Source organism: Shimia sp. NS0008-38b, from assembly GCF_040370365.1.
GTDB lineage: Bacteria > Pseudomonadota > Alphaproteobacteria > Rhodobacterales > Rhodobacteraceae > Shimia.
The window spans coordinates 650392-663161 of record NZ_BAABWQ010000003.1 but is presented as its reverse complement, the minus strand read 5'-3'; the positions used below and the strand labels follow the sequence as shown (position 1 = coordinate 663161).

Here is a 12770-nt window from a genome sequence, read left to right as displayed (position 1 = left end):
TGTCAGGAGGCCCGCCCGCATGCGCGGGCGGTGCCCACTGGCAAGGAAAATTTTGGCAAGTGACGACAAGGGGCGCACGATGGGTGTGAGTGATGTGCAATCCGCATTGGCGGAAGAGGGCTATGTGGCAGGTGAACGCCTGTCGATGGCGTTGCATTTGGCGACGGCCTTGGGGCGGCCTTTGTTGCTTGAGGGCCCTGCTGGGGTTGGCAAGACGGAAGTGGCCAAAGCCATGGCCGCAGTCCACGATACGCAGCTGATCCGATTGCAGTGTTACGAGGGGTTGGATGCGGCGCATGCGATTTACGAATGGAACTACCAGAGACAACTTTTGGCCATTCGGGCGTCTGAAGCACAGGGTGGCACCAGTGAAGCAGCGTTGTTTGGCGCAGAATACCTTTTGAAACGCCCTTTGCTTGAGGCGATTTCACAGGACCAGCCGCCGGTGTTGTTGATTGATGAGATCGATCGCGCGGATGAGGAGTTTGAGGCCTATTTGCTTGAGGTCTTGTCGGATTTTCAGATCACGATTCCTGAGATGGGCACGGTGAAAGCGGTGACGCGGCCGATGGTGATATTGACGGCGAATGGCACGCGTGAGCTGTCAGATGCACTGCGCCGCCGGTGTTTATACGCTTATGTGGATTATCCAGATCGCGACACGGAACTGGCGATTTTGCGGGCGCGGATGCCTGCCGTTGAGGGACGTCTGGCGCGCCAAGTGGTTGGCGTGGTGCAAGCGTTGCGGCGCGAAGAACTGGAGAAAGCGCCAGGTATTGCGGAGATGCTGGATTGGGCGGCGGCGCTGTCGGGTCTTGGCGTGAATGATATGACGCAGAACCCAGAAGCGGTGCAGGCGACGTTGGTGTGTTTGCTAAAAACGGCGGCGGATTATGATGCCGCGCCGCGCGAAGTGATGGATCGGTTGATTGGGAAGGTGGCGTAATGCGGGTCACGCGTTTCCCTTCCCGGGCAGAGGGTCTGGCAGATCGCATGGCCGGGTTCATGGCACATTTGCGTATGAATGGGGCGCCGCTTGGTGTGGCGGAGACGGGGGACGCGTTGGCCGCGTTGTCCGAGGTTGACGCAACAGATGTGGATCAGGCGCGCGAAGCGCTGTGCGTGTTGTTGAGCCAAGATCCAGAGAGCTGGCGCAAATTTGACGAGCTGTTTGATGCCTATTGGTTCAACGCGGGCAAGCAGCGGCAAGGTGTTTCAAACAGCGCGCATGTGAAAGTGCAGTCTGCGCGACCTTTGGTGTGGCAGGAGCATTTTGGAGATGCGGCTGAAGATGTTGGGGACAGCGTGGACGATACGCTCGCCCCGGACTGTGGAGATGGTGCTGCTGAAGGCACAGACGGGCGTTTGATTGCCACAAAGACGGACAACCTGAGCCGCCGTGATCTGCGTGAATTGATGGATGAGGAGAGCCTGCGGGAGGCAGAGCAATCGGCCACGCGGATTGCTCGGGCGATGCGAGATCGGCGGTCGCGCCGCCGCAAGCAGGCTTTGCGTGGGCGGATGTTAGACATGCGCCGTATTCAGCGCGCCAGTTTGGCGCGCGGCGGTGAGCCGATGGAGTTGTTTCGCAAAGCACGGCCGCCGCGGCCGATGCAAATCGTGGCACTGTGTGATGTCAGTGGCTCGATGACCGTTTATTCCCGCGTGTTCCTGGCCTTCTTAAAGGGGCTCGTGGGGAGTGACACACGCACCGACGCCTATTTGTTTCACACGCGTTTAATGCGGGTGACGGATGCGATGCGCGACCACGACACCTTGCGCGCGGCGGGACGTCTTTCTCTGATGGCCGAAGGGTTTGGCGGCGGCACCGATATTGCAGGGTCGTTGGACGCGTTCTTGAAGGGACATGGCGCGCGGGCGCTCAATGGGCGGACGGTCGTGATAATTCTGTCGGATGGGTATTGCACGTCGGATGCGGCGGCGCTGGGAACTGTTTTGGCGCGGGTGCGGAAACGTGCGCGCCGGGTGGTTTGGCTCAATCCGCTGAAGGGGTGGCGTGACTATGCACCCGTGGCAGCGGCGATACAGGCGGCCGCGCCACATTTGGATGCGCATCTGCCCGCCAATACGCTTGAGGCATTGGATGCGTTGGAGCGAGAATTTGCGAAGCTGTGAGGGAGGGCCGCATGGCGGATTTTGATATTTTCGATACGGTGGCTGATTTGCGCGCGCGCGGCGCGCCGTTTTGTGTGGCGACAGTGGTGCGCACAGCGGATGTGACGTCAGCCAAAGCAGGGGCCAAAGCGGCTGTGACCATCAGTGGTGAGATTGTCGGTCACTTGGGGGGGACTTGTGTGAAGCGCGCGGTTGCCTCTGCGGCTGAGCAAGCTTTGGCGTCAGGTCAGCCGCGTATGATCCGGGTCAAGCCTTCTGATAAAGTGGTCACGCTTTTGGATCCGGACGGCGTACAGACGTTTAAGAGCGGCTGTCCGTCGGGCGGCACTGTGGATCTTTTGATCGAGCCCTACCGGCAGGCGCCTCGGGTGGTCATTTTTGGCGACACTCCCATTGCTCAGGCGGTGGCGGCACATGCAACCTTGGCCGGGTTCCGGGTGTGCCTTGGCAGCGAAGGCGTTGGGCAGATTGAGTCGCGTGACTTTGTGTTGGTGGCCTCGCAGGGTCAGGGTGACCGCGACACGTTGCGGACCGCATTGGAAACACCGGCACGGCGTGTGTCGATGGTGGCAAGCCGTAAGAAGGCGCAGGTGCTGTGTGACAAGCTGATTGCGGCTGGCATGGAGGAGGCGCACGTAGGGCGGCTCAAGAGCCCTGCGGGTTTGGACATCGGTGCGGTTGATCCACATGAAATTGCGCTGTCGATTTTGGCTGAGATTGTTCAGTGGCGTCACGCAGATTCAGCACTGGAAACAGGGGGCGCGCATGATGAAAAACTTGCGTAAAAAATGGCGGGCGTTTTGGGCGCCGCGCGAAGGCATGACCAAAGAGGAAGCCACAGAGGAAGCGCTGCGGGTGTTTCCCAAGTGTTGCTGACCAACCAGTTTAAGACAGAAAGAGGCTAAGTAAGCTTATGGAACTACAAGATGAAATCCGCATTTCAGCCCCACGGGATGTTGTTTACCGGGCGCTCAACGACCCCGAGGTGCTTAAAGAGTGCATTCCGGGATGTGAAGAACTGGAGCAACACACGCCGGAGCATCTGTCCGCAAAAGTGGTGCTAAAAGTTGGGCCGGTGAAAGCCAAATTTGCAGGCGAAGTGCAGCTGGACACCAGCAACGCACCAGATGGCTTTACGTTGTCCGGCGAAGGCAAAGGCGGTGCTGCTGGCTTTGCAAAAGGGGGGGCAGAGGTCACTTTGGTCGAAGACGGCGATGAGACCGTTTTGACATATGTCGCCAAGGCGGATGTGGGAGGTAAGATTGCACAACTGGGCAGCCGTTTGATCCAAGGGACCGCGAAGAAGTTGTCCGGTAAGTTTTTCACCAAGTTTGCTGAGGTTGTGACCGAGCAGGCCGAGGCATAGCTGTCGCCAAAATCCACTCACGGGGATCACATAAAAGGAGGGCGCAGATCACGTACATCCAAGCCCTCCTTGTTTTTTGAGTTGGGTCTATCCCAAAACGGCTTTGACAGCAGCAGAGGTGGCCGCGACAATCTTGTCGGCCTCCTCTCGTGTGAGGCAGAACGGTGGCGCGAAGCCTAAAATGTCGCCTTGTGGCATCGCGCGCGCGATGACCTTGGATTGCTCCAGCAATTTCGCGGAGACCTGTGGCCCGATCTTATCAGCGGCATCAAAGAAGGTACGGCTGTCGCGATCTTTCACAAACTCCACAGCACAGAGCATGCCTTCGCCACGGATATCACCAACGTTGGCGTGATCCGATAGAGCCTCTGACATGGTCCTGTTGAGATACGCGCCAACGTCACCTGCATTTTGCACGAGGTTGAGCGTGTCGATCAGTTTGAGATTGGCAACGCCAGCCGCCGCGCCGATTGGGTGAGCGGAATAGGTCCAGCCGTGGCCGATGGGGCCATTTTCATCTGTGCCTTGCTCTAAGACCTTCCAAACCTTGTCGCTGATAATGGAGCCCGACAGGGGGGCGTAGGCGGAGGTGAGACCTTTGGCGATGGTTATGATATCGGCCTCGATCCCGTAATGGTCGCTGCCAAACATGGTGCCGAGGCGACCAAATCCGGTGACAACTTCATCCGCGACAAGCAAGATATCGTGTTTTTTGAGCACAGTCTGGATGGCAGCCCAGTAACCTGCGGGCGGTGGCACGATGCCTCCGGTGCCAAGCACGGGCTCGCCGATGAAGGCCGCGATGGTATCCGCACCTTCGCGATCAATCAGGGCTTCAAGTTCGGCCACGCAATGGGCGACAAACTGCTCTTCGGTTTGGGAGAGGTCATCGCGGCGATAGTAATAGGGGGCTTCGGTGTGCACCACTTGTTGCACAGGAAGGTCGAATTTCTTGTGAAACAGCTCCAATCCGGTGAGCGAACCTGTGACCAGACCTGAGCCATGATATCCGCGCCAGCGAGAGATGATTTTCTTCTTCTCAGGGCGGCCAAGGATGTTGTTGTAGTACCAGATGAGTTTGACGTTGGTTTCGTTTGCGTCGCTGCCACCAAGGCCAAAGTAGACTTTGGACATGTTGGACGGCGCACGGTCTAGGATCATTTTGGACAGGGTGATGGAGGCCTCGGTGCCATGGCCGACGTAGGAGTGATAATACGCCAGCTCTTTGGCCTGTTCCCCAATCGCTTCGGCGATTTCTTGGCGACCGTAGCCCACGTTCACACAGTATAGCCCGGCGAAAGCATCCAGAAGTTTGGTGCCGTCGCGGTCTTCGATGTACACGCCAGAGGCAGTTTTGATCACACGGTTGGCGCTTTCGCCGCGGGCGTGCTGCGCCAGATGAGTGGACGGGTGAAAGAAGTTTTCGCGATCCCATTGATCGAGCTTGTCGTTTTTGAGCATGTTGTCTCCTTTGAGGTCAGCGAAACCGCCTGTGGCGGTGAGGCTGCGGTAAGCGGCATTGGGGCTATGTTTTGTGGGCGTTGCTATGCGTCAAATGCGGTGCCCAACTCTGCAAATTGAGTGTGTACATAGGTGGCAATCGCCGTGTCCTGAGCACCGGTTCCGGTGAGATCGCAAATGGTGACGTCATCCGCAGATGTGCGACCGAGTTTGGTGCCGGTGACGATCTCTCCCAGCTCCGTGGGCGTGCCTTTGCACCAGAGGCCTTTGGCGAGGGCGATCTCAAGCTCGCCTGCGGTTTCGCACTGGCGGGCGTTGTCACACACATAAGCATCAGCTGCGACAAGCGCCGCAGGATCGATTTCGGTCTTTCCAGTTTGGTCAGACCCCATCGCTGTGATGTGAAGGCCGGGATGTAGCCAGTCCGCCTGAAGTATCGGTGTGCGGGCGGGTGTTGTGGTCACAACCAGCTGGGATTGGGCGACAAGGGCAGCCGCATCCGAGATAGCCTCGGCTTCAATACCCAGGCTGGCAGAAATGTCGGCGGCGCAGGCGGCGGCTTTGGCGGGATCGCGCCCGTGTACAAGTGCGCGGGTGAAGGGGCGCACCAGATGGGCTGCTTTCATTTGAAGCCGTGCTTGGACGCCTGTGCCAATCACCCCCGCAGTTTGAACGGTTTCCGGGGCCAAATGGCGTGCCGCAACAGCACCCGCAGCGGCAGTGCGTATGTCGGTCAAATAGCCGTTGTCCAAAAACAAGCTTTGGACAAGGCCGGTTTTGGCTGAGAAGAGGACCATGAGGCCGTTGAGGCTTGGCAATCCCAGCCCCGGATTGTCAAAAAAGCCGGGGCTGACCTTTATCGCAAATCCGTCAAATCCGGGGATGTAGGCGGTTTTCACGTCCACCTCCCCGTTGACCATGGGCAAATCCATAGAGAGGATCGGGGGCATAATGACGCCCCCGGTGGCCAGCGCGCTGAAGGCTTGCTCCACCACCTCTACAATTGCGAGATTCAGATCCACCGCACCGCGCAGTCCTGCCTCGGTCACAATTTGTATTTTATGTGCCATAGGGGGTGCCTTTCACAAAGAGATCGCCAAGGTGCACGTCATTGCCCGCCATTATCTGCGCAAAGGTAGGCATATCGAGATTGCGCCCGGTGATGATGGTGCCGATGGGGCCTTTGACGTGGTCGAGCTTGCCTGAAAGCATGGCAGCATGACCAACTGCAGAGGCGCCTTCGGCCACAATGCGGTCTTCAAAGAAGAGCACTTGCATGGCGTGGCGAATCTCATCTTCGGTCACCAAAATGGTGTCGTCCAGCAGGTCCCGGCACATCGCAAAGCTCAGTTGGTTGCTTTGCCCAATCCCGCCGCCGAGGCTGTCAGCGAGGGAGGCGTGTTCCGCAACTTCGACCGGGTGGCCAGCGCGTAGAGAGTGATACATAGCTGCGCCGCGATCCATGCTGATGCCGATCACGGTGATGTTGGGATTGATGGTTTTGGCTGCGGTGGCGACACCTGCCGCAAGTCCGCCACCCGACAGGGGTACCAAAATTGTCGACAGGTCTGGGCGCTTGCGGAGCATTTCGAGACCGATGGTGCCTTGCCCTGCAATGACATGCGCGTCGTCAAACGGCGAGATGTTCGCCAGACTCTCCGCCGCACAAAGACGGTGGCTTTCTTGCATGGCGTCATCTTGAGAGGTGCCAACGATGCGCACCTCTGCGCCAAGTGCCTTGATGCCGTCGATCTTTGCCTGTGGCACAAGTTCAGACATGCAGACTACGGCCCTCAATCCGCGGGATTTGGCCGCGTATGCAACTCCGCGCCCGTGGTTGCCGGTGGAGCAGCAGGTGACGCCTGTTATGCCGTCTGGCAAGGCCGCCACCGCAGAGAGGGCCCCGCGCAGTTTGAATGCGCCGATGGGCTGCATCGTCTCCATTTTCATCAGCACTTCTTGGTTGGAAAACTGGCTCATAAAGGGGGACGGAATGAAGGGTGTATTGATGGCCACGCCGTGGATGCGTTTTTGCGCTGAGAGCAGGTCTTTCATGTCCACGATGATGACCTCCCCTTGAGTCATGAATGATATTTTTTCGGCAAATTTGGTGGTTTCGGGTGTCGCAGTGGGCGTGCGCAGGCGGTGTTGTGTACAACATGGCATTTTTTGGAGTGTGGTCAACTCTGAAAAACGACATTGGTGTGCCGCAAAATGGTTGTTTGCAGCGTAAATTATGAATTAGGCTTGACTGAAATATGTTTCAGCTCTGACTCGCCTTCGGAGCTTGTGTACATCTATCATCATAGTAGGACAGAAGGAGCCTTTGATGCCTGCCAATTGCGCTGCATTTAGCCAAGTCGAATATGACCGCAGACTTGCCAAAACCCGGGCCGCGATGGCCGAAGCCGGGCTCGACGTTTTGTTTGTGACAGATCCGTCAAATCAAGCTTGGCTGACGGGGTATGACGGCTGGTCGTTTTACGTGCATCAGGGTGTGCTTGTGTCCATGGAGGGCGCGCCGATTTGGTGGGGGCGCTACATGGACTCCCAAGGTGCGAAGCGCACCTGCTGGATGTCATTGGAACACATCAAAGGCTATGCAGACAACTATGTGCAATCGACCGAACGCCACCCGATGCAAGATCTGGCCAAACATATTGCTGACCTTGGAAAAGCGGGTGCGCGGATTGGCGTGGAAATGGAGAACTACTACTACTCTGCCAAGGCGCATGCCGTTCTAAGCGCAGCGTTGCCGGATGCGACATTGGTTGATGCAACCGCTTTGGTGAATTGGCAGCGGTTGATCAAATCAGATGAGGAAATTGGGTTTATCCGTAAGGCTGCGCGGATTTCAGAGAAGGTGATGGCCACCGCGATGGACCGCGCTGCGCCGGGTGTGCGTAAAAACGATGTGGTTGCGGATATTTTCCACGCGGGGATCACGGGTGTTGGGGGCGATTGGGGAGATTATCCTGCGATTGTGCCGCTGACCCCGTCCGGTTTGGATGCGACGGCGGCGCATCTGACGTGGAATGGAGCGCCGATGAGAGAGGGTGAGGCCACATTCTTTGAGTTGTCAGGCTGCTATCGTCGGTATCATGCGCCGCTGTGCAGGACGGTGTATCTGGGCAAGCCACCGCAAGAAATGTTGGATGCCGAAGCCGCACAGCTTGAAGGAATTGCAGCCGGTCTTGAGGCGGCGCGTTCCGGCAATCGCACGTGTGATATCGCACAGGCCTTCATGGATGTGCTCGCCAAACATGGCATTTCACGTGAGGGGCGCATGGGGTATCCCATTGGGCTGAGCTACCCGCCAGACTGGGGTGAGCGCACAGCGTCAATTCGCTCAGAGGACGAGACAATCCTACAGCCGGGCATGGTGTTCCACTTTATGCCCGCGCTTTGGATGGACAGTTGGGGGTTGGAAACCACTGAGACGATTTTGATCAAGGAGAATGGGGCGGCGGAGGCTTTGTGTGATGTTGAGCGCAAGCTGTTTGTGAAGGACTGACCGCCGTGAGCACGCTTCAAGAGGTGAAATCACTGCTGGCAGATCTGATCGCGTTTCCGACGGTGTCGACCGACAGCAATCTGGACATGATCCAGTACCTTGCGGATAAATTGGCGGATTGCGGTGCGGCGGTCGAGATTTGGCACGATGACACCGGTGCCAAAGCAAATTTGTTTGCCACATTGGGCCCAAAGCGTGATGGAGGCATCGTGTTGTCCGGGCATTCTGATGTGGTGCCTGTGGCGGACCAGGATTGGGCTAGCGATCCATTTGTTTTGCACGAGCAGGACGGCAAGTGGTTTGGGCGTGGGGCCTGCGACATGAAAGGCTTTGTTGCGGCGGCGATCGCCATGGCACCAAAGATTGCTGCTTTGGAGCTCCAACGTCCGGTGCATTTTGCCGTGACCTACGACGAGGAGACGGGCTGTTTCGGTGCGCGTGCCCTTGCGGAGACACTGCGTGAGAAAGGTATCAGGCCAGCGGTTGCGATTGTAGGTGAGCCCACGATGATGCAAATCATTGAGGGGCACAAAGGCTGTTATGAATACACCACGCATTTCACCGGCCTTGAGGGGCACGGGTCGAGTCCTGATCTCGGGGTGAATGCCGTGGAGTATGCGGCGCGCTATGTGTCGAAGTTGGCAGATCTGAAAGCGCAATTGCGCAGCCGCGCGCCAGAAGATGGCCGGTTTGAGCCGCCTTGGACCACGATCAACACTGGCGCCTTGGTGGGGGGTGTTGCGCATAATGTGATCCCCGGCAAAGCACGTGTGGAGTGGGAGATGCGCCCCGTGCAGGCGGGAGATGCGGAATTTGTGAAAGCGGAGTTGGAGCAGTTTTGCACGCAGACCTTGATCCCAGCGATGCAGGAGGTTCACCCAGATGCGGGGGTCCACACTGAGGTAATTGGTGAGGTCGACGGGTTGGAACCGGTGGAGGTCAATGCCGCGCGTGACTTAGTGATGGCGTTGACTGGGGCCAATGGTGCGGATGTTGTGCCCTTTGGGACAGAGGCGGGCATCTTTCAGGGGCTTGGCATGCAGGTGGTTGTCTGTGGGCCGGGATCGATTGAGCAGGCGCATAAACCTGACGAATTTGTCTCAGTCGACCAAATGGGGCAATGCTTGGCGATGCTTGAGAGGTTGTGCACAAAGTTGGTTTGAGGCAGGCAGCGCAAGGCTTTTGCTGTGGAGCGCCGTGAGGTAGGACGGCGGCATCTATGAAAGGGGGAGAGCATGACGGTATCTGAGGGAGGCGACGCTGACTTTAATGCGCGCGACAGGTTTGACCACATGCATCAAGACATTCGCAATCGCATTTGTCTGCTCGATTACGCCCCCGGTGCTCGGTTATCAGAAGTTGAATTGGCCGCGGAATTCGGGGTGTCGCGTACGCCGCTAAGGCGGGTTTTGACGCGCCTGGAAGGTGAAGGTTTGGTTCAATCCGTGCAAGGCGTTGGCACGTTTGTGACCGATGTCGACATTGAGGCGCTGACACAGGTCTATATGCTGAGGATGGAATTGGCGGAGTTGACCGGCAAGCTTGCGCCCATACCTGCGTCAGAAACGTTGATGGCGCGGTTCTATACGCTGTCCAAGCGCTCAAAGGTTTTGATCGACTCCCCAGAGCCACGCGCATTTGCGCAGCTGAATATGGATTACTTTCTGTCCTTGTTGGAGCTGTCAGCGAACCATCCGCTGCGTGAGGTGTCTGAGCGATTGTATTTTCAGACCACGCGCATCTGGCTGAAATCAGCTTTTGCTTCGTCGATTGATCTCAACGAAGAGGTGCAGGTGTTTGGTCGTGAAGTGGATGATACGCTTGCGGCCATTGAGATGGGGGATGTGCGGGCAGCGACGCTGATTCAACGGGCGCATATCTCGATGAGTTTTTCACGCATGCGGCGGTAACAGGCATGCGGTGGATCAAAACATTCGGGCAGAGAGCTTGTGCGGTTTTGATTTTGGGCAATTCTATGTCCGACACCCAATAGAACGTCGCGCTCCACACAGACAAACTGCGCATTTAGCAAAATCGGAATTTTGAGAAAATTTGGCCGAACACTAAGGATTGCCCAGTTTTTGGTTGGTATCTCTGGAGGGGGGTGGTGGCGGTACAGGGACTTGAACCCCGGACACGCGGATTATGATTCCGCTGCTCTAACCAACTGAGCTATACCGCCGTAAGTGGAGTGCGATTTAGGGCCTTCCGAAGGCAGGGTCAAGAGAGAAATCGACAAGACCCTACGTGTTTTTCGCAATTCTCTAAACGATACTGTAACCGGTGCTTGCACATGGGTTTTGATGTCAGATGTTTGGCGTCTGTTGGTGTGGTGGGCGATACGGTCACGTAGGAAGTGTGACGATTGTTAAAATCAAATCCACTTCCGTTACACAATCTTCATTAAACCGACAACTAAGCTTTGAATTCAGCTTGTAGCTACCGCGGCGATGCTAGGCGGGGAATGACTGTGCTGAAAATAAGTGAGCTGACCAAATCCTTTGGTCCGAATGTGGCTGTGGACGCGGCCAATTTTGTCGTCCAAGAGCCTGCAATGATCGGGATAATCGGACGGTCAGGTGCGGGTAAATCCACATTGCTGCGTATGCTCAACCGCCTGACAAGCGCGACCAGCGGTCAGATCGTGTTTGAGGGCGCCGACATCACGGCGTTGAGCGGCAGCGACAAACGTCGTTGGCAAAGTGAATGCGCGATGATCTTTCAACAGTTCAACCTGGTGCCGCGGATGGACGTGGTATCCAATGTCCTGCACGGGACGTTGAACCGTCGCAACACATTGGCGACGATGTTCAACCTGTATCCCAACGATGACATTCACCGTGCCATCGATATTCTGGATCGCCTTGGTATTGCGGAGCACGCTGCAAAACGCGCTGAGGCACTGTCGGGAGGTCAGCAGCAACGTGTGGCGATTGCCCGCGCCTTGATGCAGGATCCAAAAATCATTCTGGCGGATGAGCCGATCGCCTCGCTGGACCCGATGAATGCGCAAGTTGTGATGCAGTCTCTGCGCAAAATTCATGAAGAAGATGGCCGGATGGTCATCGCCAATCTGCACACTTTGGACACCGCGCGCCGCTATTGCGACCGCGTGATCGGTATGCGTGACGGGCGCATCGTTTTTGACGGTACCCCGGAACAGCTGACGACCGGAGTGGCCCGCGACATCTATGGCGCAGACGCTTCGTTTAGCGAAGCGGCCACCTCGACTGAGATCGAGACGTTGGACCGCCCGGAGGGTTCCTCCGTTATCCCCGAACTTGCCTAAATTTCATCAAGCCCCTCGCAGCAAACGCGTGGGGTTTTATCAACTGGAGAGAAACGATGAAAACACTGATTGCTGCCGTTCTGGCCACCACTGCTCTGACGGCTCCGGCGTTTGCTGATGACAACACCATCAGCGAATTCCGCATCGGCCTTCTGGGTGGCGAAAACGCCCAAGACCGCATGAACAACAACGAGTGCCTGCGCGCCAAAACTGAGGAGCTGTTGGGTGTCGAAACCAAGCTGTTCGCACCTGCTGATTACAACGGTGTGATCCAAGGGCTGCTGGGCGGCACCATCGACATGGCATGGTTGGGTGCGTCTGGTTACGCGAAAACCTATTTGTCCGACCCAGAAGCGGTTGAGCCAATCCTGGTTAAAGTGAACGTTGACGGTGGCTACGGCTACTATTCCGTAGGCTTCGCACGCAAAGATAGCGGTGTTGAAAACCTGGAAGCTCTGAAAGGCAAAGTGTTTGGTTTCGGTGATCCGAACTCCACATCGGGTTTCTTGATCCCATCCATCGAAATTCCTGAAGCAACCGGCGCCACCATGACATCCGGCGACTACTTCGGTGAAGTTAAGTTCACTGGCGGCCACGAGCAGACCATCGTTGCAGTATACAATGGTGATATCGACGCTGGTGTGACTTGGGCAGACGGCCTGGGTGAGTGGGAAGATGGCTACAACTCTGGCGCTCTGCGTCGTGCGGTTGACGCTGGTCTGGTTGACATGAACGAGCTGGTTCAGATCTGGCAGTCCAAGCCAATTCCAGAAGGCCCAATCGTTCTGCGCAAAGACCTGCCAGAAGACGTCAAAGTTAAGTTCACAGCTCTGATGGCGTCCATGCCGTCGCTGGACCCAGAGTGCGCCTATGGTGTTCTGGCGGGTGAAGCCAAAGGTTTGGCACCAATCGGTCACGACGCATACGAAGTGATCATCGAAGCGCGCAAACTGAAGTCCAACTAATCCATCTTGGATATTTTTGATGAACAGGCCCCGCCCTCA

At 56.9% G+C, this 12770-nt stretch carries 12 protein-coding genes and 1 tRNA gene; 9 read left to right on the top strand and 4 right to left on the bottom strand.

Going from position 1 to position 12770, the window contains the following annotated elements:
• Nucleotides 1-79: 79 nt before the first annotated feature.
• The 4 genes from ABWV47_RS15430 (at nucleotide 80) to ABWV47_RS15415 (ending at nucleotide 3502) form a co-directional block, all read left to right on the top strand.
• Complete coding sequence (locus tag ABWV47_RS15430; protein ID WP_353313371.1) at nucleotides 80-946, top strand: AAA family ATPase; 867 nt, start codon at nucleotides 80-82, stop codon at nucleotides 944-946.
• The gene (locus ABWV47_RS15425; RefSeq protein WP_353313369.1) at nucleotides 946-2136 is read left to right on the top strand and encodes a vWA domain-containing protein; all 1191 of its coding nucleotides are present in this window, start codon (nucleotides 946-948) and stop codon (nucleotides 2134-2136) included. Before ABWV47_RS15430 ends, ABWV47_RS15425 begins: the two co-directional genes overlap by 1 nt.
• Nucleotides 2137-2147: 11 nt before the next feature.
• Nucleotides 2148-2921: an XdhC family protein gene (locus ABWV47_RS15420; RefSeq protein ID WP_353313367.1), complete on the top strand. Its 774-nt coding sequence runs from the start codon at nucleotides 2148-2150 to the stop codon at nucleotides 2919-2921.
• A 128-nt stretch (nucleotides 2922-3049) separates the two neighbouring features.
• Nucleotides 3050-3502, top strand: coding sequence for an SRPBCC family protein (locus ABWV47_RS15415; RefSeq protein WP_353313365.1), 453 nt, complete (start codon nucleotides 3050-3052; stop codon nucleotides 3500-3502).
• Between the two features lie 87 nt (nucleotides 3503-3589).
• On the opposite strand, the gene ABWV47_RS15410 is transcribed toward ABWV47_RS15415, so the two are convergent.
• The 3 genes from ABWV47_RS15410 to eutB form a co-directional block, all read right to left on the bottom strand.
• On the bottom strand, nucleotides 3590-4963 hold the full coding sequence (locus ABWV47_RS15410; protein WP_353313363.1) for an aspartate aminotransferase family protein: 1374 nt from the start codon (nucleotides 4961-4963) through the stop codon (nucleotides 3590-3592).
• 83 nt (nucleotides 4964-5046) lie between these two features.
• Nucleotides 5047-6033 carry a cyclodeaminase gene (locus ABWV47_RS15405; protein WP_353313361.1) on the bottom strand — a complete coding sequence of 329 codons (987 nt, stop codon included), beginning with the start codon at nucleotides 6031-6033 and terminating at the stop codon, nucleotides 5047-5049.
• On the bottom strand, nucleotides 6023-7048 hold the full coding sequence (gene eutB / locus ABWV47_RS15400; protein WP_353313359.1) for a hydroxyectoine utilization dehydratase EutB: 1026 nt from the start codon (nucleotides 7046-7048) through the stop codon (nucleotides 6023-6025). Before eutB ends, ABWV47_RS15405 begins: the two co-directional genes overlap by 11 nt.
• 244 nt (nucleotides 7049-7292) lie before the next feature.
• Here eutB and ABWV47_RS15395 point away from each other — a divergent pair, with 244 nt between their 5' ends.
• From ABWV47_RS15395 to ABWV47_RS15385, 3 genes are all read left to right on the top strand, one after another.
• On the top strand, nucleotides 7293-8477 hold the full coding sequence (locus ABWV47_RS15395) for a M24 family metallopeptidase (RefSeq protein WP_353313357.1): 1185 nt from the start codon (nucleotides 7293-7295) through the stop codon (nucleotides 8475-8477).
• 5 nt (nucleotides 8478-8482) lie between these two features.
• Nucleotides 8483-9640, top strand: coding sequence for an acetylornithine deacetylase (gene argE, locus ABWV47_RS15390; protein WP_353313355.1), 1158 nt, complete (start codon nucleotides 8483-8485; stop codon nucleotides 9638-9640).
• A 72-nt stretch (nucleotides 9641-9712) separates the two neighbouring features.
• Complete coding sequence (locus ABWV47_RS15385; protein WP_353313353.1) at nucleotides 9713-10387, top strand: GntR family transcriptional regulator; 675 nt, start codon at nucleotides 9713-9715, stop codon at nucleotides 10385-10387.
• 195 nt (nucleotides 10388-10582) lie between these two features.
• On the opposite strand, the gene ABWV47_RS15380 is transcribed toward ABWV47_RS15385, so the two are convergent.
• A tRNA-Met gene (locus tag ABWV47_RS15380) sits at nucleotides 10583-10659 on the bottom strand.
• 288 nt (nucleotides 10660-10947) lie between these two features.
• On the opposite strand from ABWV47_RS15380, the gene phnC reads away from it, so the two are divergent.
• Entirely contained in the window at nucleotides 10948-11766 is an 819-nt protein-coding gene (phnC, locus tag ABWV47_RS15375) for a phosphonate ABC transporter ATP-binding protein (RefSeq protein WP_353313904.1), read from the top strand.
• Nucleotides 11767-11822: 56 nt separating this feature from the next.
• The gene (gene phnD / locus ABWV47_RS15370) at nucleotides 11823-12731 is read left to right on the top strand and encodes a phosphonate ABC transporter substrate-binding protein (RefSeq protein ID WP_353313351.1); all 909 of its coding nucleotides are present in this window, start codon (nucleotides 11823-11825) and stop codon (nucleotides 12729-12731) included.
• Nucleotides 12732-12770 lie beyond the last annotated feature (39 nt).

Excerpts from the sequence above, each read along its gene's own strand:
- ABWV47_RS15430 (WP_353313371.1), top strand. The coding sequence starts at position 80 with ATGGGTGTGAGTGATGTGCAATCCGCATTGGCGGAAGAGGGCTATGTG.
- ABWV47_RS15425 (WP_353313369.1), top strand. The coding sequence starts at position 946 with ATGCGGGTCACGCGTTTCCCTTCCCGGGCAGAGGGTCTGGCAGATCGC.
- ABWV47_RS15420 (WP_353313367.1), top strand. The coding sequence starts at position 2,148 with ATGGCGGATTTTGATATTTTCGATACGGTGGCTGATTTGCGCGCGCGC.
- ABWV47_RS15415 (WP_353313365.1), top strand. The coding sequence starts at position 3,050 with ATGGAACTACAAGATGAAATCCGCATTTCAGCCCCACGGGATGTTGTT.
- ABWV47_RS15410 (WP_353313363.1), bottom strand. The coding sequence starts at position 4,963 with ATGCTCAAAAACGACAAGCTCGATCAATGGGATCGCGAAAACTTCTTT.
- ABWV47_RS15405 (WP_353313361.1), bottom strand. The coding sequence starts at position 6,033 with ATGGCACATAAAATACAAATTGTGACCGAGGCAGGACTGCGCGGTGCG.
- eutB (WP_353313359.1), bottom strand. The coding sequence starts at position 7,048 with ATGACTCAAGGGGAGGTCATCATCGTGGACATGAAAGACCTGCTCTCA.
- ABWV47_RS15395 (WP_353313357.1), top strand. The coding sequence starts at position 7,293 with ATGCCTGCCAATTGCGCTGCATTTAGCCAAGTCGAATATGACCGCAGA.
- ABWV47_RS15385 (WP_353313353.1), top strand. The coding sequence starts at position 9,713 with ATGACGGTATCTGAGGGAGGCGACGCTGACTTTAATGCGCGCGACAGG.
- phnD (WP_353313351.1), top strand. The coding sequence starts at position 11,823 with ATGAAAACACTGATTGCTGCCGTTCTGGCCACCACTGCTCTGACGGCT.